Origin of the sequence: Arsukibacterium sp. UBA5043, from assembly GCA_002415085.1 — a bacterium.
Lineage (GTDB): Bacteria > Pseudomonadota > Gammaproteobacteria > Enterobacterales > Alteromonadaceae > Alishewanella.
On record DIBV01000006.1, the window covers coordinates 204,468 to 225,431 of the forward strand.

The following is a 20,964-nucleotide window of genomic DNA, read 5'->3' on the forward strand; positions in this document are numbered from 1 at the left end:
ATTAACTGATGAAATTTCGTTTTCCGGTTATCGTTATCGATGAAGATTTCCGTTCAGAAAATATTTCCGGCTCAGGCATTCGAGATCTGGCTCAGGCCATCGGCAGCCATGGTTTTGAGGTAGTCGGCTATACCAGCTATGTCGATCTAACGGCGTTTGCCCAGCAAGCGAGCCGTGCCTCGTGCTTTATTTTATCTATCGACGATGAAGAGTTTGGCAGCGGCAGTGATGCTGATGTTAATACTGCGCTGACGGAGCTCAGAGCCTTTGTTAAAGAAGTGCGTAAGCGTAACGCCGATATACCGATATTTTTATACGGTGAAACCCGCACCAGCCGCCATATTCCAAACGATGTGCTGCGCGAGCTGCATGGTTTTATTCATATGTTTGAAGATACGCCGGAGTTTGTGGCGCGGCATATTATCCGCGAAGCGCAAAAGTATTTAGATGCGTTAGCGCCGCCGTTTTTTAATGCGCTAATGGATTATGCCTCAGATGGTTCTTACTCGTGGCACTGTCCTGGCCACTCCGGCGGCGTGGCGTTTTTAAAAAGCCCGGTTGGCCAGATGTTTCACCAGTTTTTTGGCGAAAACATGTTACGGGCCGATGTCTGCAACTCGGTAGATGAGTTAGGCCAGTTGCTGGACCATACCGGACCGGTGGCGCAGAGTGAGCAGAATGCTGCCCGCATTTTTAACGCCGATCATTTGTTTTTCGTCACTAATGGTACCTCTACTTCTAATAAAATGGTCTGGCACTCCGTAGTCGCCCCTGGTGACATCGTGGTGGTAGACCGTAACTGTCATAAATCAATTTTACATTCGATTATTATGACCGGCGCTATTCCAGTATTTTTAATGCCAACCCGCAACCATTACGGCATTATCGGCCCTATTCCCAAGAGTGAGTTTTCAGCCGAAGCCATTGCTAAGAAAATCGAGGCTAACCCCTTCGCCCGCAATGCCAAGAACAAAAAACCGCGTATTTTAACGATTACCCAAAGCACCTACGACGGTATTTTGTACAACGTTGAAGAGATTAAGCAGGAATTGGGCTCTACCATCGATACCCTGCATTTTGACGAAGCCTGGTTACCGCATGCCAGCTTCCACGATTTTTATAAGAATATGCACGCTATCGGTAAAGATCGGCCGCGCTCAGATGAAACCCTGGTATTCGCTACTCAGTCTACTCATAAGTTATTGGCGGGCCTGTCTCAAGCATCACAAATTCTGGTGCAAAATGCCACTAACCGAAATTTAGATACCCATCGCTTTAACGAATCGTACTTAATGCACAGCTCTACCAGTCCGCAGTATGCCATTATCGCCAGTTGCGATGTGGCCGCCGCAATGATGGAAGCCCCGGGCGGCACCTCGCTGGTAGAAGAAAGCTTGCTGGAAGCGATTGATTTTCGCCGGGCCATGCGCAAAGTCGATGCCGAATTTGGTGATGATGACTGGTGGTTTAAAGTATGGGGCCCAGAACATTTGCCGGAAGAGGGCATAGGTGAGCGCGATAACTGGGTATTACACGCCACCGACAGCTGGCATGGTTTCGGACCGATTGAGTCGGGCTTTAATATCCTGGATCCAATTAAAGCCACCATTATCACCCCGGGCCTGAATATGCTGGGCCAGTTTGACGAGCAGGGCATTCCGGCCACTATCGTCAGCAAGTACCTGGCTGAGCACGGTATTATAATTGAGAAAACCGGCCTGTACTCGTTCTTTATTATGTTTACCATCGGCATTACCAAAGGCCGCTGGAATTCAATGGTAACTGAATTGCAGCAGTTTAAAGACGATTACGATCAAAACCTGCCAATGTGGCGGGCGATGCCGGAATTTGTGGCAAAGCATCCACGGTATGAAAAGGTAGGTTTGCGCGATTTATGTCAGCAAATTCACAATATCTATCGTCAGTTTGATGTCGCAAAAGTCACTACTGAGATGTACCTGTCGACCATTGAAACGGCCATGACCCCGGCTGATGCCTGGGCCAAAATGGCCCATCGCGAGATTGAGCGTGTCTCTATCGATGATATCGCTGGCCGGGTAACCGCCATGTTAGTGACCCCTTACCCACCCGGTATTCCGCTGATGGTGCCAGGCGAGCGCTTTAATGCCACCATAATTAACTATCTTAAATTCACCCGAGCCTTTAACGGCCAGTTCCCGGGTTTTGAAACCGATGTCCATGGTCTGGTGCGGGAAACGGTAGCAGGTGAAAGCCAGTATTTTATTGATGTCGTAAAAGAGTAAAACCCTGCTGTGGTTGCCACCGGTAAAAAGTGCTGTCCGGTGGCAATATTTTCATAATAGCCAGCACTGTAGCTGGCTGTCCCCTGTCTTTTAAAGATTGCTTGCCCTGTCTGCCCCCTAGCACAGTGCCCGCTGCTGATTTGTGCTGCTGTTATCCCTGCTAGCCGGCATTTATCCCAGCTGCTGTCTGGTATGTTTTTTGAATGATGTATTGCTATGTTCTGAGCAGTACTCCGGATTAACACGAACCCACATTCTGACTGATGCCAGCAGGAGGTCAGCGATATGACAGCAAAGCTTGAGCAAGGCGATATTTATTTCTTTTACCGCAGTAAAATAGACCGCGAACAGGTTAACAGCATTGATGATGTGCAGCGTTTTTATCTGGTTATGGTGCCGGACAACGACGATAAAGCACGGTTGTTTATCGTTGGCAAAAAACGTTTGCCAGAAATCAGCGACGGTTCGTCCAAATCGACGCAACGGGAGTGGATGCTGAATTACCTGACGACCAGCCCCCAGCAGATTGGCAAGGAGCTTGGGCCGCTAAAATATCAAACATCAACCGAAGGCGAGCGCGAGCAGGGTGAAGCTATTCCGGCAGGAGCCGGCCGCTATCTGATGTTTGAGCACAGCGACAGCACCAGGCTGGCTTACCGCTTACATCAGCCTGATAAACCGGGCAAGGCGCAAAAAGAACTTGGTATATTAGCTGAAGCCAGTTTTGTTATTTCAGTCCGAAACCCCGAAATAGATGCGCCCGGTTTTCCTGATGAAAAACCGGATTATCCGCAGCAACTTAAAGATAAATTTGCCGACAAACGCTGGATTGATATCAGCGACACCAAACTGCTGGATTACGAAAATGCCCAGTTGCTATTAATTGGTGCTCACGATGATTTAGCGGATACTGAAGCAGACATTAGCAGCGGTAAGCCAGAGCTTTTTGATACCCTGGGTTTAAAGCCAAAAAACTGGCCTGCTGCAGCAATTGAGGACGGCAAATTTACCACGCCTGACTTTAAGCTCGACAGCAAGTCGCCGCGGGGCGATCCAACCAAAGGCGGCCGACATGGTGGTAAGGCAGCATTAAAAAGTGCCTCGGCTGCAGGTATTGCTCAGGCGCTGAAGGGTATCGATTTCCCCCGTGACCGGGATCAGGTAGTTAAGTTTGCTGAAAAACACGATGTCAGGGCTGAGATTATCGACGTATTGCAAGAGCTGCCTGAACGCAAATTCCACACCATGGCAGATCTGGAAAAAGCCGTAGGGGAGGTAAGATAATGGCCCAGTTTTGCTGCGACATTTGCGATGCAACCTTTGAACAGAAATCACGGTTAGAGCGCCACATGCTGACGTCTCATCCGCAGCCGGCGATATCTGCAGCCGATATTGAAAAAGCGCTGAAAGGCATTGAGTTTCCGGCGTCCCGCGACGAGCTGGTAGCGACAATTGACGATAGTAAACAGCGTGCCGGAGAAATTACTGACATCTTAAAGCAGCTTCCCGACCAGCAATACCGTGACGCCGCTGAAATCAGCCGGGCCTTTGGCGGCCTGCGCAGCCATCAGAATAAACCGGATGATCAGCCCAGTAAAAAAGGCGGCGCCCGGGCAATGGAAGTAGCCTCCGCAGCGAATATTGCCAGCGTATTTGCCGGCATGGATTTTCCTGCCAGTGGCGATGAGCTTAAAGCATTCGCCCGCGATAACGCCGATGCTGAGCAAGTAGAGATTATTGAGCAGTTCAGCGATAAGACCTATCACAGCATGAAAGACGTAGCCAAAGAGTTTGGCCGGCTGTCGTAACGCTGCTGTCTGAAGCCAGTAACAGTTAGCTGCTCTTTTTAAATGGAACAACAACGGCGTTAATGTTCTCGTTATAAGACAATACGGCTCTGAGTTGCTGCTGACCATTTGTTATCAACGAGCGATACACCACCGTTTTTATTTTATGGTCAGAATTAATGGCGGCATTAACCACTGACTCTATATTATCGTTATTGCCGGCATCAATTGACAGCAAACAGATATAGCTACCGCAGTTAATGTTATTAATTACAGCGCCATTGGTAAGGGTATCGGCCAGTTGCTGCTCAATATCTAACCGTACCTGAATGTCATCGTCATGCTGGTAGCTTAAGTAACCGGCCAGCTCGTCGAAGCTGTCGTCTAACAGCATGGTATCCACGTCATCAACACTAAAATAGCCATTAGCCAGGGCATCAGCTGCAAAGCGCTGGGCTTGCTGGTTTAAGTCTGGTTTAACATTCGTGGTTGCCGGTTCGTGATTGCTGCTTTTAGCACTTTTGGGGGCGGCCGCATTATCGACCGCTAATTGCTGAGTAGCATACTGCGCTTTCTTATCAGCGCTTTGCAGCACAGCAGATTGATGCTGAGCTGGCACGCTGCTGGTGCTGGCAATACTGATGCTGTCTGTCGAGGCGACGCTATCAGCTATGTGCTGTCCACTGAGACTAAAATAACCGATAGCAGCAACACCTGCGACTATCATTAACCCTGGCCAATATTTCATACTATGTCCTTATATTTTTGTTAAAAAAATGATTTTTAGATTTGCACGCAAAATGAAATGAGTCAATAAAAGCGGGACAAAATATGGTGGCGTATGTTTAACGAAGCTCTATGGGAATAAGGTATTCACTAAAATACCGTTAGGTGTCGGCAGGGCTTGTTTTATCAGAGTAAGCTAGCTGATTCCGGTTTTGTTAGTTTTCAGGTACTCTGTTGTTCAGGCGCTGACAGCATGGATGAAACGAAGCACGTGACCACAACTCCCCCCTTTAATAAAACCCAGGCGCAGGCCAGAGCTGATCAGGTACTGGCTTTTCGGGCTGAACAGCAGATATTAGCCGAACAAGGCGTGTTGATACTGGCTGATGATAAAGCAGCTCAGGTTCGCGATTATCACGATGCCTTGTTGCAGCAAATGCAGCAGGAGCAGAATGTCGACTTAAACGCCCAGGCCCGCCATTTGTCGCTGGGTATGCAAATTGTCTCATTTCTAGGTGCAACAGCACTTGCCGCCAGTTTATTCTTTCTGTTTTTCCAGTATTGGGGTTATTTCTCTACCGTTAGCCAGGTTGCGCTACTCATTGCTGCGCCGCTATTAAGTCTGGCACTGGCGGTATGGCTGCAGCGGGTTGATGGCTCGGGCTACTATGCAAAACTGGCTGCATTAGTGTCTTTTACTGCCTGGGTGCTGAATATTATTATGCTGGGCAGCATTTTTAATATCACGCCATCAGCCAACGCTTTTGCTGTTTTTGCATTATATGGCTTTGTGCTGGCGTATCTGCTGCACGTACGCTTACTGTTGGCGGCAGCGATACTCTGCAGTTTTATGTTTATTGGCGCGCAGTTTGGCAGCTGGATGGGCAGTTACTTGGTGCATGCCGGCGAGTATCCTGAGCATTTTCTATTAGCCAGTGCAATGTTCTTTGCAGTGCCAATGGCGTTTAAACAGCAACGGTTTGATGGCTTTGCCAATATTTATCAGACACTGTCTGCCGTGGTGTTTTTTATAGCGGTGTTGGTGTTAGCCAATTGGGGCAGGGTCAGTTATTTGCCCTGGTCAGCCGATTTAGTAGAAGGGGTGTATCAGGTAGTGGGGTTTGTTGCCAGCGCGCTATTGCTATTGTTCGGCATTCGCACACATGCAGCGAAACTGATGCTAACCGGCAACGTGTTCTTTGCCCTGTTTTTGTATACCAAGTTTTTTGACTGGTGGTGGGACTGGCTACCAAAATATTTGTTCTTTCTACTGGTCGGCCTTACTGCAATTCTGGCATTGACGATGTTTAATCGTTTTCGCGCTATCCAGCACGCCCGGATGCAATCAGCCGGAGGCGAACATGTCTGAACAGCATTTCAAAAAACTGCTCTGGTTAGCGGTTGCCACTGTAGTGACAGTTAATGGCGTAATACTTAGTAAAGTGTTTATCAATCGCAGCGCTATCTTAGCTGAATTCCCTTTAACCGAGCGGGAATTACGCTTGCCTAATCAATATGGCTTTGCCGGCGAGAATTCCGGTAAACGTATCGGTCTGAAGTGGACCACGCCTAACCCTGAGCCGATTAGTGACGAATGGCAATACCAATACCGGCATACTAACCGCGCTATTTCTGTTAGTGATGCGCACTTTGCCAGTTTTCAGTTTCAGCCATGCCTGCCCGGGCGCTACCGGCGGCAGCAGCAAAGGGCCTGGGTGTTACTGGAGTTTAACGGTCAAAGTTATGCTGATTACCTTACAGAAGCTGAGCAATATTACGCATTAGTGCAGCAGGTAAATCCGGAACTCACAGCCGAAGTGCAACTGGAACAGCAGCAGCGGGCGGCAGATTTGCTGCAAACCGCAAATGAACGGGCGACCCGTTTATATGTTATCGATGCTGCCGCCACTGCTGAGCTATTACAACCTGTATTAGCTGCCAGGCCAACCACGGCTGATAGCAGGCTGGTAATTGTGCCCGCTGAAATCCAGGCCAGTTATCATCGCTGTGCTAAAACCGAACAGACAAAACTTAATGAAATTATCGTCACCAGGCTGGCAGTGCAGTCGCTTTATGTGCCCAAGCGGCTGGCTGCGGCCCTACCGCAAAATAATGACAAGATCGAAAGTGAGCCTTTGCGGGCGATTATTTACTACGGAAAATTGCATGAGCCATGGATTAGCAATCTGGAGTAAGTTTTAACAACTCGCGCTCAATGGCAAACACATGCTCATCCTGCTCTTTCATGTCCCGCAGGGCTTGCGCCAGTTGTAGTAAGTATTCGCTGTTGGGGCCACTTGGCCCCTCACTTTTCGCTATATGGGCGGCAATCGCCTGATCACTGGCGGGGCCAAGATAGGCCTCGTTATCGGCGCTGGCTAAGTACACTAAGCCTGAGGTATTAGCGTCACTCTGGTCAGGCGCATCCAGCCAGTGCAAGTCAGTAAACACCCGCAAATAACCGTTTTTCTCGCGGTGGTCTAAATGCTCAAAAGTATCAGGCGTTACCTGATACGCCATACCGGCACAGCGCTCGCCTGGTGCTTCTATCAGCGTTAATACCCGGCCAGGAGCTTGCGGCGTGCCGCGATGATCATGCGAGCCCTGCCAAAAGCGGCGCTGCCAGTTATAAATACAGGCTGGTTTGCGTTGCAGGAAAGGGAAGTCAGCTTTGTAAATGAGTGATCCATAACCAAACAACCAGACTGAGTCGAGGTGATCCAGCGGCTGGCGCTGTTTATTAAGGGCAGCGGTGTCGTGTGACATGTTTCTCCACTTAGTAAGCTGAGGTTAGTTGGCAAATGTTTCATGTTGAAAGTCAGGACAGGCGTCGACAGGTTCAGGATCGAGTACCTGTGACCGGCTATCCGCCAGCCAGCAGTCGTCGAAAATCGAACAATAGCAAAAGGTAATTGCGGTTTGTGGATTACCAACAGCAGCTTGAAATTTTCTGGCTAAAGCAGGCTCGGCAACCGATAGCAAATCAATTTTCCGACCAGGGCTGAGCACACGGTTGCTGATGGTATTCCGGCCGACGTTTTCATCAAAAGTGCCACCAAGATACGTTACCACCTGAGCCCAGTCACGCATTGGTTTGCCATCGACCTCGACTTTCACCGCGCGAATAAGCGCCGGCCCCACACCGGTGTTAGTGAAAGTAAGGGTAAAGCTGGCATCCTGGCCAAAATCATAGTCTGCAATCGATATCTGGATAAAAGGCCAAACGGCTGCTGATGTTTGCTTGCGTATTGCTTCAGACTCAGTAAGAGCGGCATAAAGTGCCAAAACGGCAATAAATATGCCTACAACAGATAAAATCGTTTGCCAGAAAGACAAACGAATAAAAATTTTTTCACTTGCAGAAGGTATTTGCGCAGGTTCAGTATCTGAAAGATAGTTATGAGATTCTGCATGCTGTTCAGGCATTGCTTTAACCCTCATTGTAAAACAAGCTGTGTTGAAATAATCTCGATGGTGATTAAGCTTAGCCTGAGTCAGCCCAGATGACTAACCTCAATTCAGCTTTTTAACCTCAGCATCAAAACCACCTTCTGCCAGTTTAATCGCTACCTTATCCCCGGCTTTTAACTGCTTGCTGGAGGTTAGCACCTGCTGTTCGGCGTTAAAGCTGATGCTGTAGCCGCGCGCCAGAGTGGCCAGCGGGCTTACTGTATTTAACTGATTGCTTAAGCGGCCCAGGGTTTGTTGTTGCTGCTTTAGCTGCTGGCTGATGCCGCGTTGCAGCCGTTGTTGCAGTTGCTGTAGTTGCTCGTGCTGTTGCTTAATGGCTTTTGCTGGGGATAAGTGCTGCAGGCTTTGCTGTAAATACTGCTGCTGGCGTTTAGCGTTAGCAAGCTGTTGGGTAATAGTGCGGTTTAAGCGCAGTTGCAGCTCGTCCAGCCGCTGTTGCTGTTGCTGCAGGCGCCTTTTCGGGTGCAGTGCCAGTAAACGTTGCTCCAGCTGTTTTAAATCCGGTTTTAGCCGGCTTAACTGGCTGCGCTGAGCTTGCACCAGCGCACTTTGCAGGCGGCGTAGCCGCTCCAGTAAATGGCTTTGATCGGGCGATACCAGCTCTGCTGCGGCAGACGGGGTAGGGGCCCGCACGTCGGCAACAAAGTCAGTCAGGGCAAAATCTATTTCATGGCCGACGGCACTGACTATCGGAATAGGGCAGGCAGCCACGGCGCGCGCCAGTTGCTCGTCGTTAAAGCACCATAAGTCTTCCAGCGAACCACCACCACGGCCAATAATCAGCACATCTACTTCATCGCGTCGAATAGCCGTGCTAAGCATTTGTCTGAGCTGGCCAGCCGCCTGCTCGCCCTGCACTAAGCAAGGGTAAATAATAACTTCAATACCGGGCGCGCGGCGCGCTAAGACACTGACAATATCGCGAATAGCGGCCCCGGTGGGCGAGGTAATGACCCCAACCCGATTAATGTGAGTTGGTAGCGGCTGTTTGCGTGCTTCGTCAAACAGTCCCTCAGCCTGCAACCGGCTTTTAAGTTGCTCGTACTGTTGCTTTAACAGGCCATCGCCAGCCGGTTCTATCATTTCTGCCAGCAGCTGATATTCACCGCGCGGCTCGTAGACGCTAATGCGGGCCCGGATCAGTATCTGCTGGCCGTTTTGCGGTTTAACGCTGGCATTGTGGTTGGCCTGCTTAAACATCGCTACTTTTACCTGCGCCGCCTGATCTTTTAATGAAAAATACCAGTGGCCCGATGCTGCCTGCACAAAATTAGACACCTCTCCCACCAGCCACAGCCGCTGAAACTGCAGCTCCAGAATAAGCCTGACTTCGCTGTTTAAACGGGAAACGGTATAAATATCGGGGTTTTGCATCATTTGCTCAGGGTTAGCTGCTTTGAGGCTAGTTTACGCCAAGGCTCAGTGTTAACACAAAAAGAAAAAACTGATTGTTCTGTCGCCATAAATCCTTTAAAATTGCGCCGCAACATTCCCTATCTTTTCATCCTTCACAGCGAGATTGTTGCAATGCTCAGGATCAAGAAAGAAGCCCTTACCTTTGACGACGTGTTATTGGTACCGGCGCACTCTACCGTTCTACCCCACACTGCGGATTTACGCACTCAACTGACCAAAAGCATCACGCTGAATATTCCTATGGTATCGGCCTCTATGGACACGGTAACCGAAGCCCGTTTAGCTATTGCGCTGGCACAGGAAGGTGGTCTGGGTTTTATTCATAAGAATATGACTATTGAAGAGCAGGCCGCCAATGTTCGCAAGGTGAAAAAATATGAAAGCGGTGTGGTATCTGATCCGGTTACAGCTCTGGCCGATATGACGGTACGTGAAGTGCAGGCATTAGCCCAGCAGCACGGTTTTTCCGGCTTTCCGGTACTGGACAAAGAACAAAACCTGGTGGGTATTGTTACCGGCCGTGATATGAGCTTTGAAGCCGACTTGCAAGCCAGCGTCACCTCTGTGATGACCCCGCGTGAGCGGCTGGTTACCGTTAACGAAAACGCCCCGCGTGAACAGGCTTTTAAACTGATGCATCAGCACCGGATTGAAAAAGTACTGGTGGTGGATGACAACTTTAAATTAAAAGGCCTGATTACGGTACGCGACTACTATAAAGCCGCCAGTAAACCGAACGCCTGTAAAGACGAATTAGGCCGCCTGCGCGTTGGCGCGGCAGTGGGCGTAGGTCCGGGCACTGACGAGCGGATTGCCGCCTTAGTGGAAGCCGGCGTCGATATTCTGTTAATTGACACCTCCCATGGCCACTCGCAAGGCGTAATTGAACGGGTGAAGCAAACCCGTGCTCAGTACCCGGATTTACAAATTGTTGCCGGTAATGTGGCCACCGCTGAAGGCGCGAAAGCGCTGGCAGAAGCCGGTGCTAATGCGGTTAAAGTCGGCATTGGCCCGGGCTCCATTTGCACCACCCGGATTGTTACCGGTTGCGGCGTGCCGCAAATTACCGCTATTTCTGATGCGGTAGAAGGTATTAAAGGTACTGACGTTTGCATTATTGCCGATGGCGGTATCCGCTTCTCCGGCGATGTGGCCAAAGCCTTGGTAGCGGGCGCCCATTGCGTAATGGTCGGTTCAATGTTTGCTGGTACTGAAGAGGCGCCGGGCGAAGTAGAGCTGTATCAGGGCCGTTACTATAAATCATACCGTGGTATGGGTTCCTTGGGCGCAATGGCCCAGCGTAATGGCTCGTCTGACCGTTATTTCCAGGGCAGCAACAATGCCGAGAAACTGGTACCGGAAGGCATTGAAGGCCGGGTAGCGTATAAAGGCCCGATTGAAAATATTATTCACCAGCAAATGGGTGGCTTGCGCTCTGCCATGGGGCTAACCGGTAGCCCGGATATGCTTACCCTGCGTACTAAACCTGAGTTTGTTAAGGTTACCGCCGCCGGTATGGGTGAGTCGCACGTGCATGATGTGCAAATCACCAAGGAAGCGCCTAACTACCGGTTAGGCTAACAACATTACGTTTACGCGGCGGGCCTGGCCCGCCGCCTTATTTTGCAAAGGTTGTTATGAGCAAGAACATTCACCACCATCGTATTTTAATTCTGGATTTCGGTTCGCAGTACACCCAGCTTATTGCCCGCCGGGTACGTGAAATTGGCGTGTATTGTGAATTATGGGCCTGGGATGTCAGCGACGAGCAAATTCGCGAATTTAACCCTACCGGCATTATTTTATCGGGTGGGCCGGAAAGCGTACCTAACCCGGACTCGCCACGGGCGCCGGAATATGTGTTTAACGCCGGTGTGCCGGTACTGGGCATTTGCTACGGCATGCAAACCATGGCCGAGCAGCTGGGCGGCAAGGTGCAGGGCTCGGATTTACGTGAGTTTGGCTATGCTCAGGTTGAGGTGATTGCCGCTAACGACTTTTTTGCCAAGATTGAAGATCATATTGGTGGCAACGGCAATGCCTTGCTCGACGTGTGGATGAGTCACGGCGATAAAGTGATGAGCATCCCTCCTGGTTTTGTGACTTGCGCCCAGACCACCACTTGTCCGCATGCCGGTATGGTTGATGAAGCCCGGCAATTCTATGGCGTGCAGTTCCACCCGGAAGTAACCCATACCCGTCAGGGCCTGCGGATGCTGGAGCATTTCGTGGTGAACATTTGTGGCTGCGACAAACTGTGGACGCCGGCTACCATTATTGAAGATGCGGTGGCCCGCTTAAAACAACAAATTGGTGACGACCGGGTTATTCTCGGCTTATCAGGCGGCGTAGACAGCTCGGTTACCGCCATGCTGCTGCACCGTGCCATCGGTGCCAATCTGACGTGTGTGTTTGTTGATAACGGCTTGCTGCGGTTAAACGAAGGTAAGCAGGTCATGGATATGTTCGGCGACCACTTTGGCCTGAACATTATTAAAATTGATGCTGAGCAGCGCTTTTTAGATGCCTTAGCCGGTGAAAACGAGCCGGAAGCCAAACGCAAAATTATTGGCCGGGTGTTTGTTGAAGTGTTCGACGAAGAGTCGCAAAAGCTGGAAAATGCCAAATGGCTGGCCCAGGGCACGATTTATCCTGATGTAATTGAATCTGCTGGTTCGGCTACCGGTAAAGCCCATGTCATTAAATCGCACCATAATGTCGGTGGTTTACCAGCCCATATGAAACTGGGGTTAGTAGAGCCGCTGCGTGAGCTGTTTAAAGATGAAGTACGCAAAGTAGGCCTGGAGCTGGGCCTGCCATACGATATGCTGTTCCGTCATCCTTTCCCGGGACCGGGTTTAGGGGTACGGGTACTGGGTGAAATTAAGAAAGAATACTGTGATTTACTGCGCCGGGCCGATGCCATCTTTATTGAAGAGCTGCACAAAGCGGATTTATACAATAAAGTCAGCCAGGCTTTTGCGGTGTTTTTACCGGTGAAATCAGTGGGCGTAATGGGTGATGCCCGTAAATACGACTGGGTTATTTCACTGCGTGCCGTGGAAACTATCGATTTTATGACCGCACACTGGGCTCATTTACCCTATGAAATGCTGGGTAAGGTGTCGAACCGGATCATTAATGAAATTAATGGTATTTCCCGAGTAGTTTACGATATCAGCGGCAAACCCCCTGCCACCATCGAGTGGGAGTGATTTAGTTAACTTTAATGTTAATTAATTTTTAAAAGGCGCCTTGGCGCCTTTTTTGTTTATCATGCTATGCTGCAGTTTTGATTTGGGGCGCAAGCGGGCGTCTGCAGTTAAGTTTATACGGAGTAACAGGATGAACCATCGTTATACCCTTATCTGGCTGCTGGCATTCGCCCTGAGCGGCTGCGCTGCAAAACCTGAACCGGCTGCCAATGCTACTGTCACTGACAATGCTACGGCCATCGCTAATGCTGCGCCTGGCAGCCATCAGGCAGATAGGCCCGCGCCAAATACTGACGAGCTGACAGCTGCTGAGCAGTTAAGCGCCGGCCAGGCAACTACAGTAGAAACCTCACAGGGTACGCTGGCGCTTGAGCCCACCGTTGTTGATATGGAGCCGGCAGTGGAGGACAACAGCGCAGCTGGCGATATTGCGCCGCTGTATTACGATCCGCTGGAAGGTTGGAACCGCGCCGTATTTCGTTTTAATCATCTCTCTTACACTTATGCTTTAATTCCAATAGCTAAAGGCTATGAGAAAGTGTTGCCGGCGCCGGTTCGCGATAAAGTCAGTAATGCGTTTGCCAATATCCGTGAGCCGCTTAACCTGGTTAACAATACGTTAAGTGGCGACTTTAAAGGCGCCGGCAGTAATTTAGGCCGCTTTGTTATAAATTCGACAATAGGCATTCTTGGCTTGTTTGATCCGGCCACAGCCTGGTTTGAGCTACCTAAAGCAAAACAAAGTATTGCGGATACTTTAAGCCACTATCAGGTTGGTCATGGTCCTTATCTGGTTTTGCCCATTCTTGGTCAGAGTGATATACGGGGAGCAACCTCCGTGGTCGGGGAGGCGTTATTTCATCCAATTAACTATGTGGCCGAGACGCCAGAGCTTTATTACCTGCAAGGCCTGAACGTAATAAACAGTTTCTCTGGCCGCGCCACGCTATATCAAACCTTGTATCAACAGGCCGAAGATCCCTATATTTACTTTCGAAATCAGCATTTACAAAGCCTGAAACGGGATGAAGCTTATGTCAAACCAGAATAAGCAAACGGGAATTACCCAGTGGTTGGGGGATACCATTGTTGGAAATCGCTGGCTGATTATCGGTGTATTTCTGGTGCTGGCGGCAGTGGCTTCGGTTTTTTTAAGCCAGTTCAGAATTGATGCCTCCGCTGAAACGTTGCTGGTAAAAAATAATGAACTGTATATTAAAAGCCAACTGGCGAATCAGCGTTTTGCGCCGGATGAATTTATTCTGGTGGCTTACAAGCCGCACGATGGTGAGCTTTTCTCTGCACAAACCTTTGCTGATATCACCGTTATAAGCGCTGAGTACGCCAAGCTTGAGCGGGTGAGTTCAGTAACCTCGATGCTGACGGTGCCGCTGCTGAAGGATGCCAGTGCTTTTACTTCAGGGGCCGAGGTAGAAAGCCTGACCTGGCAACAGCAGCAGTATGCGCCGCAAGAGATGCAGCAGTTGTTAACGGACCATCCTATTTTTACTGATTTGCTACTGAACAAAGCGCAAACCGCCGCTGGCATTCAGATTGTTTTTAAAGCAAATAGTAAGTTGCAGCAGCTTGACCGGAAAATTCTGGATATTCAGGCGCTGACACTTAAGCGCCCCCTGACGGCTGACGAAGAAGCAGAAATCAGCAAACTTCAACAAGCTGCCGATCCAATCCGCCAGCAGCTGAGCCAGCAGCGCCAGCAGGAAATCGAGCAGATAGAGCAAATTAACCAGCAGGTAGCCAAGCAGGCACAAACCTTTATTGGCGGCGCTTATGTGGTTGGCCAGCATCTGGTTAGCATGATTAAAAGTGATTTAACCAGCTTCGGTCTGGCGATAGCGCTGATTATTGCCGTTTTGTTACTGGTTATCTATAGAAGCTGGCGGTGGGTTTGTTTTCCGCTGCTTAGCTGCGCCGTTAGCGTACTGCTAACCTGTGGCTTGTTTGGCATGTTGGATATTCGTACCACGGTAATTTCAGCTAACTTTATCGCGCTGCAGTTAATACTGACCCTGGCCGTGATGATCCACCTGCTGGGTGCCTATCGGGAAATTGCCCGCGATGAGCCGGAACGGGATCAGCAACAGCGGGTAACCGGTATGCTGGTGCAGAAACTATCCCCTTGCTTCTATGCCACTCTGACTACCTCGGTCGGCTTTGGCTCACTTATTTTCAGCGGTATTCAGCCGGTAGTCGATTTTGGTTTTATGATGCTGATAGCGATGTTAATTACGATGAGTGTCAGCTTGTTGTTATTTCCGGCATTACTGAGTTTGTTAAAAGCACGGCCTGAAACAGCCGACTTTGCCTGGTTACAACAGGGACTGCAAAAGGCCGCAGCAGGGGTTAGTCGCTGGCCTTACCCGGTCATACTGATTCTCGTTGTCGTGTTTGCCGGGCTGGCAACGGGCATTAGCCGGCTTAATGTTGAAAACAGCTTTATTAATTATTTTGCCAAAGACACGCAGGTGCATCAGGAGCTGGCCTTTATTGATCAGCAATTCGGTGGTTCTACGCCGCTGGATATTGTGATAACCCTTGACCCGCAACAGGCTAAACCGGATCTGGTGATTAGCGCCGACCAGTTAAACCAGCTGCATGTAGCGCATGCTGCAGTAAACGCGTTTGACGCCACCGGCAGCGTTACGTCCCTGATCAACTTTACCACGCTGGCCAGACAGCTTAACGATGACAAACCGCTTACGGAGTATGAGCTGGATGCGATTTACGAAATGCTCAGTACCAAGGTGACTAACCAGCTGGTGGGGGCGTATTTGGCCGAGACACCGCAGCAGGTGCGCATTGCCAGCCGCATTCAGGATACCACCGCAGGTTTGAACCGCGAGCAACTTATGCAGCAGTTGCATCAGGACCTGCAGGCCGTTGGCCTGGCAGAGCAAGACTATCAGCTAACCAACTTGTTCGTGCTGTATCAGGATATTCTGGCGCGCTTGTTTGACTCACAGGTAACGACACTGGGGCTGGTGTATTTGGCCCTGGGCCTGGTGTTGCTGGCAATTTTCCGTTCACTGAAAATTGCATTAATTGCGCTGCTCCCCAATATTTTGACTACTCTGGGGATTCTCGGCCTGATTGGCTGGCTTAATATTCCGCTGGATCTGATGACGATAACCATTGCTGCCATAGCCATGGGCATTGCTGTTGATGATACTATTCACTTTGTGCACAACTACCTGCAGCATCCCGGAAACAATGCCATTGGCGCTACTTTTAAGCATACCGGTATGGCCATTGTCTTTACTTCGGTGATCATCGCTGCCGGTTTTGCCGTGTTTGGCTTTTCGGATTTTCTACCCAGCGTATATTTTGGAGTGTTGACGGCGGCGGCCATGTTAATGGCACTGATAACCGACTTAACCATTTTGCCTGCACTACTCGACCGGTTTGTGAGTACCGGCAATAGCCGCCAGCCCAGCGCTGAGGCGTGACAACAAGGCCATGCAAGAGATGTTTCGGGATTAAAAGACACTAAGACCACAGACCTTTGTGTCAATATGCTTGTAGCCAGTCAGTTAGCTGGTTATGCTGTGGCTACAGACATTTTTAAAAGTGCAGATCAGGCTCGTGCAGTTATGAGGTTAAGAGAAACGCTGGTTGCCTATATGTTGCCGTTGCTGGTGCTACCGGTGTTATTGTTCGGTTATCTGGCCTATCAATACAGTCAGCGCTACATGCAGCAACAAACCTTTTATCAGGTTCGTAGTGCGCTGGCTGGCCAGCAGCAGCAGTTAAATGATTTTATCAATACTAAGCAAACGCAATTGCAAATGCTGGCGCTAAACCCTAATTTACAAAACTACCTGCAAACTAATGACCCCGTATTGCTGAGCCCACTGCAACGTTATTGGCAGCGCTTCAGGACAGAGCAGCCGGCTATTGAAGCCATTAAGCTGGTGCAGCTTAATGGCGAATATGCGCTGCACCTGCCCGAGATCACCGATACCATTACGGTACCCAATCGCTTTCGCAATGAGTATTTTTCACCGCTGCAGGCCATGATTGATGATCAGGGCTATTTTCTGGCGTTGTTACCGGGTAGCCGTGAGCGAAAATTGTACTTTGCCCGAAAGCTTTACCTTAGTTCTGTTACAGAATCACGCCGATTATGGGGCTATCTGGTTATTATGGTCAGTCCGGATTTACTGGATAATGTTGTTAACTCTCCTTACACCAGTAACAGCGTCAGCCTGATAATCAGCAAAACCGCCAATATTGCCTATGCTGCTGATCAGGTATTAATTAACAGTGCTTTTGCGCCAACTAATTTTCGGCAAATTCAGCAAAGTATTGCTGCTAACAGTCTGCAAAGTGTGTTGTTACTGGGTCAGTACCGCGAGTTGTTAGGGGCACCACTGCCGGGTAACTATCAGCTGCTATATGGGCTGGATCCAGCACAACTTTATAGCGAGCAACGCTGGCTATCCCGGGTGTTGGTGTTGCTGATGGTCTTGGTTTGCCTGCTGTTGCCGTTGCTGGTCTACTGGTTGTTAATAAAACATATTTTCAGCCCAGTTAAACAGCTTACCGCAGCGAAAACTGCGGTCGGGCGGGGCGATTTATCGGTACTGCTCGAAGTAAAAAAACAAGATGAGCTCGGTGATATGTTTGCCGCTTTTAACGTGATGGTGCGCCAACTGAGGGTATACCGTGAGCGTGAGCGTGTTTATAAGCAGCAACTGGAGGACAAAGTGCTGCGTCGAACGCAGGATCTGGCCCGCGCCAATGATGATTTAGCTGGAGCCAACCAGGAGCTGATTTTAGCCAGGGAAACTGCCGAACAGGCTAACCGCTTAAAAAGTGTCTTTCTGGCCAATATGAGTCATGAAATCCGTACCCCGTTAACGGCTATTATTGGTTTTAGTGAGCAGGCGCTACAGGAAAACGACCCCGATAAACGGCTAGATTACTTAAAGCGCGTACTAAAAAGTGGCGACCATCTTCTGGGCCTGATTAACGATATTTTAGATTTATCCAAAATTGAAGCCGATAAACTTGAATTGGAACACGAGAAATTTGATTGTCTGGCTGCCATCGATGACATTTACCAACTGGCCTGCGAACAGGCGCAAAGTAAAGGGCTGACGTGTCAGCTGAAATGGCATTTTCCACTACCAAAATATCTGCTTAGTGATAGCCTTCGCTTTCGCCAGGTCCTGCTTAATCTTAGCAGTAACGCTGTTAAATTTACCCAGAAGGGTAAGGTGGTGTTTCAGGTGAATTATGACCAGCTGGCCAGACAATTATCAATAAAAGTAAAAGATACTGGTATTGGTATGAATGAAGACGAGCTGGCCCGTATTTTCCGCCCCTTTGTCCAGGCTGATGCCACCGTGACCCGCCACTTTGGTGGTACCGGCCTGGGGTTAGTGATCTCGAAAAGATTAATGGAACAAATGGATGGCGATATACAAGTTGAAAGTGTCAAAGGGATAGGCAGTTGCTTTGAAGTGATCTTACATTGCCAGCAGCAGGACATTGAGTTAGTTAACGAATATCAGCCATCCCAGAAACAGGCTCCGACCACCAGCTTGTTAGCCACTGACAGTACAATCAGGGTGCTGGTAGCAGAGGACAATCCGGATAATCAGCTACTGCTTAAATTACTGTTGGAGAAAAGTAAGGTGACCGTGGTCGTGGTCGACAACGGCCATAAAGCCGTTGAGCGGGCGCTGCAGGATGATTTCGATTTAGTTTTTATGGATATGCAAATGCCGCTAATGGGCGGCGAAGAAGCCACCCGACTGATCAGGCATGCTGGGATAGAAGTGCCTATTATTGCGGTAACCGCCAATGTGATGAGTGAGGACGTTGAACGTTATAAAAAAGCGGGTTGTCAGGCGTTGTTGGGCAAACCGGTGGTACAAAGTGAGTTTTTAGCAATACTGAACCGATTTGCGAACGTTCGCAAAAACACAGAAGATGAGTGGTTGCAACGGTTAGCACAGGATCCGCAAATGCAGGCATTAAAGCAGCAATTTGGCGAGCAGTTACCCGGGTTACTTGCTGAATTACGCCAATACGCTCAAACCGAAGACTGGGCTGCATTGCGTTTTGCTGCCCATAGCCTAAAGGGCAGTGCCGGTAGTATGGGCTACCCACAGGTGACCCGTTTAGCTGGAGAGATAGAGCAAGCGGTAACCAGAAAGCCGACTGACATCGCAGATTTGTTAGTTGAGCTCACTGAACATATTGAGCAAAATCAGCTAAGTAGCCAAGCCGAGCATTAACCACTGACGGGAGACACCATGAGCGCACAACGTGCTTTACTAATTATTCTGGATGAAAAAATACGCTCTGATCGACTGGTGCTTCCTACGTTGCCGGATATTGCGTTGAAGGTTCGTGAGCGCGCCGATGACCCGCAAATAAGTTTGCAGCAAATGGCCAATGTGATTAGCCAGGACCCGGCATTATCAGCCAGGATGATCAAAGTCGCTAACAGTGCATTTATGGGACGCTCTATTCAGGTAAACAGTTTAAATCAGGCGGTGACCCGGATTGGCCTGAGCCAGATAAAAAATATCTCGATTGCGATGGCAATGGAACAGTTGTTTGTGTCTCAGCACAAGCAGGTACAACAGCAATTGGACCGCTTGTGGCGTGACAGTGTGCAAACCGCCAGTGTGGCAGTAGCCTGCTTGCAGTTTTATAAAGCACTTCATAGCAGTTGTAAGCTGAATATCGACGTGATGGCGTTGGCGGCACTCGTGCATAACATCGGGGCACTGCCGGTACTGATTGAAGCTGAGCGCCATCCAGAAGTATTTGGTCACCCGGCTTTTATGCAGGTGTTGATCGATAAAATTGCCGCGATAATAGGCTTAAAAATTATCAAAAACTGGGGCTTTGGCGAAGAGTTTATGCCAGTGGTAGAGCACTGGCGAACGCCGCAAAGTGAGCCGGTGCCTGGCTATACCGATTTTATCCGGCTGGCGGCAATTAATCGTAATTATTACCTGCCTGAGCAGGCTCAGGTGCTGTTGGCGAACTATGTGGCTCATCAACTGGTGCCGGTGCCTGAGTTTATGCAGCAACCGGAAATTGCCGGTTGCTACCAGGATGTGCGGGCGCTTTTTCAATAAACCCGATACTTTTGCACCAACGCATAGCCCGTGATGGAACGGCCTGACTCATTACTGGTCATCAGTGGCCTGTAACCGAACTGCAATAGCTTGCAAAGCCTGGTTCAGACTGCTGCTCATTAGTAACAGATCAGCATCAAGTCGCAAGCTTAAATCTTCCCAGCCCATTTCTTCATTCTGGCCGGTCAACAGTTCATGGTATTTTATACCTTTAATACTGCTATCGTCACTGACATGCAGGCTTAAACCTTCATTTTGCTGTAATGCAATTTTGGTCACCAGTTTATCCTGCAGATGGCTCTGTACTTCGTCAGCACTTAGCAGGTGGTTGCTAAATTTAACTTTGGCACCTTCTTCATCAGGCGCTTTTAGTTCAGCATCATTACCCAATGCGAACCCTTCTGGCAGTGCCTGATCCTGCAGCCATAACTGCAGGTGCGAGTTCAATTTATGATTATCCAGCCAGGGTAACGCCGGTAACGAGCCCAGCGCCTTGCGTAACAGCGCCAGAATGTCTTCCGCTTTGCCGGCACCGCCGGTATTTATCACCAGCCAGTTATGCTCAGCGTCGTAATAACCATGGGTCAGGGTAGAGCGGCTGAATGCCCGGGGCAGCAGGGTTTGAATTAATTCTTCTTTCAGGCTTTGTTTTTCTTTACGGCTAAGCGACCGTCCCTGCTCTGCAGCCATGGCATCAATTTTTGGTTGCAATTCTTCATTAATTACCGCCGCCGGCAATACTTTCTCCTGGCGTTTTACGGCAAACAACCAGCCCTGAGCCATCGGATGGCAGTATTGCTTAATGCTGGCATGCAGCGGGAAGCTAAAACCGGTTTTGACGGCTTCCTGGCCAGTACAGGGGGCAAACTTAAATTCCGCCAATGCGTCTTCCAATTGCTGCGGATCAGTGCTTAACGGGGCACTTAACTTGTAAACCCGGATATTTTTAAACCACATAAAAAAC

16 protein-coding genes are annotated in these 20,964 nt (G+C 49.5%); 11 read left to right on the forward strand and 5 right to left on the reverse strand.

The window, feature by feature from the left end; all coding sequences use genetic code 11:
- Positions 1 to 8 precede the first annotated feature (8 nt).
- The 3 genes from B2Q61_RS07525 (at position 9) to B2Q61_RS07535 (ending at position 4,072) form a co-directional block, all read left to right on the forward strand.
- Entirely contained in the window at positions 9 to 2,264 is a 2,256-nt protein-coding gene (locus B2Q61_RS07525; protein ID WP_290619099.1) for an arginine/lysine/ornithine decarboxylase, read from the forward strand.
- 285 nt (positions 2,265 to 2,549) lie between these two features.
- Positions 2,550 to 3,548, forward strand: coding sequence for a DUF2795 domain-containing protein (locus B2Q61_RS07530; RefSeq protein ID WP_290619097.1), 999 nt, complete (start codon positions 2,550 to 2,552; stop codon positions 3,546 to 3,548).
- Positions 3,548 to 4,072: a DUF2795 domain-containing protein gene (locus tag B2Q61_RS07535; RefSeq protein WP_290619095.1), complete on the forward strand. Its 525-nt coding sequence runs from the start codon at positions 3,548 to 3,550 to the stop codon at positions 4,070 to 4,072. The genes B2Q61_RS07530 and B2Q61_RS07535 overlap by 1 nt, the downstream gene beginning before the upstream one ends.
- A 25-nt stretch (positions 4,073 to 4,097) precedes the next feature.
- Here B2Q61_RS07535 and B2Q61_RS07540 read toward each other — a convergent pair whose 3' ends face one another.
- Complete coding sequence (locus B2Q61_RS07540; RefSeq protein WP_290619092.1) at positions 4,098 to 4,799, reverse strand: hypothetical protein; 702 nt, start codon at positions 4,797 to 4,799, stop codon at positions 4,098 to 4,100.
- Between the two features lie 231 nt (positions 4,800 to 5,030).
- Here B2Q61_RS07540 and B2Q61_RS07545 point away from each other — a divergent pair, with 231 nt between their 5' ends.
- Both B2Q61_RS07545 and B2Q61_RS07550 read left to right on the forward strand, forming a co-directional pair.
- Positions 5,031 to 6,146, forward strand: coding sequence for a DUF2157 domain-containing protein (locus B2Q61_RS07545; RefSeq protein WP_290619090.1), 1,116 nt, complete (start codon positions 5,031 to 5,033; stop codon positions 6,144 to 6,146).
- Positions 6,139 to 6,972: a DUF4824 family protein gene (locus tag B2Q61_RS07550; RefSeq protein ID WP_290619088.1), complete on the forward strand. Its 834-nt coding sequence runs from the start codon at positions 6,139 to 6,141 to the stop codon at positions 6,970 to 6,972. Before B2Q61_RS07545 ends, B2Q61_RS07550 begins: the two co-directional genes overlap by 8 nt.
- Here the strand turns inward: B2Q61_RS07550 and B2Q61_RS07555 are convergent.
- The 3 genes from B2Q61_RS07555 to xseA all read right to left on the reverse strand — a co-directional run bounded on the left by B2Q61_RS07555 (position 6,956) and on the right by xseA (position 9,625).
- On the reverse strand, positions 6,956 to 7,543 hold the full coding sequence (locus tag B2Q61_RS07555; RefSeq protein WP_290619086.1) for a gamma-glutamylcyclotransferase: 588 nt from the start codon (positions 7,541 to 7,543) through the stop codon (positions 6,956 to 6,958). The two genes, B2Q61_RS07550 and B2Q61_RS07555, sit on opposite strands and share 17 nt — an antisense overlap.
- Before the next feature lie 24 nt (positions 7,544 to 7,567).
- A complete protein-coding gene (locus B2Q61_RS07560) occupies positions 7,568 to 8,203 on the reverse strand; it encodes a hypothetical protein (RefSeq protein ID WP_290619084.1) in 636 nt (211 codons plus the stop codon).
- Between the two features lie 87 nt (positions 8,204 to 8,290).
- A complete protein-coding gene (xseA, locus tag B2Q61_RS07565) occupies positions 8,291 to 9,625 on the reverse strand; it encodes an exodeoxyribonuclease VII large subunit (RefSeq protein ID WP_290619082.1) in 1,335 nt (444 codons plus the stop codon).
- Between the two features lie 150 nt (positions 9,626 to 9,775).
- Between xseA and guaB the strand changes: the two genes are divergently transcribed.
- The 6 genes from guaB to B2Q61_RS07595 all read left to right on the forward strand — a co-directional run bounded on the left by guaB (position 9,776) and on the right by B2Q61_RS07595 (position 20,000).
- Positions 9,776 to 11,245: an IMP dehydrogenase gene (gene guaB, locus B2Q61_RS07570; protein WP_290619079.1), complete on the forward strand. Its 1,470-nt coding sequence runs from the start codon at positions 9,776 to 9,778 to the stop codon at positions 11,243 to 11,245.
- Between the two features lie 56 nt (positions 11,246 to 11,301).
- Complete coding sequence (gene guaA / locus B2Q61_RS07575; RefSeq protein WP_290619077.1) at positions 11,302 to 12,879, forward strand: glutamine-hydrolyzing GMP synthase; 1,578 nt, start codon at positions 11,302 to 11,304, stop codon at positions 12,877 to 12,879.
- A 130-nt stretch (positions 12,880 to 13,009) separates the two neighbouring features.
- Complete coding sequence (locus B2Q61_RS07580) at positions 13,010 to 13,930, forward strand: MlaA family lipoprotein (protein WP_290619075.1); 921 nt, start codon at positions 13,010 to 13,012, stop codon at positions 13,928 to 13,930.
- A complete protein-coding gene (locus B2Q61_RS07585; RefSeq protein WP_290619073.1) occupies positions 13,914 to 16,346 on the forward strand; it encodes an efflux RND transporter permease subunit in 2,433 nt (810 codons plus the stop codon). The genes B2Q61_RS07580 and B2Q61_RS07585 overlap by 17 nt, the downstream gene beginning before the upstream one ends.
- Positions 16,347 to 16,490: 144 nt before the next feature.
- Complete coding sequence (locus B2Q61_RS07590) at positions 16,491 to 19,145, forward strand: hybrid sensor histidine kinase/response regulator (protein ID WP_290619070.1); 2,655 nt, start codon at positions 16,491 to 16,493, stop codon at positions 19,143 to 19,145.
- An 18-nt stretch (positions 19,146 to 19,163) separates the two neighbouring features.
- Positions 19,164 to 20,000 (forward strand): HDOD domain-containing protein, encoded by an 837-nt coding sequence (locus tag B2Q61_RS07595; RefSeq protein ID WP_290619069.1) that lies wholly within the window; start codon positions 19,164 to 19,166, stop codon positions 19,998 to 20,000.
- Positions 20,001 to 20,051: 51 nt separating this feature from the next.
- Here the strand turns inward: B2Q61_RS07595 and B2Q61_RS07600 are convergent, their stop codons facing one another.
- The gene (locus B2Q61_RS07600) at positions 20,052 to 20,957 is read right to left on the reverse strand and encodes a recombination-associated protein RdgC (protein WP_290619067.1); all 906 of its coding nucleotides are present in this window, start codon (positions 20,955 to 20,957) and stop codon (positions 20,052 to 20,054) included.
- Positions 20,958 to 20,964 lie beyond the last annotated feature (7 nt).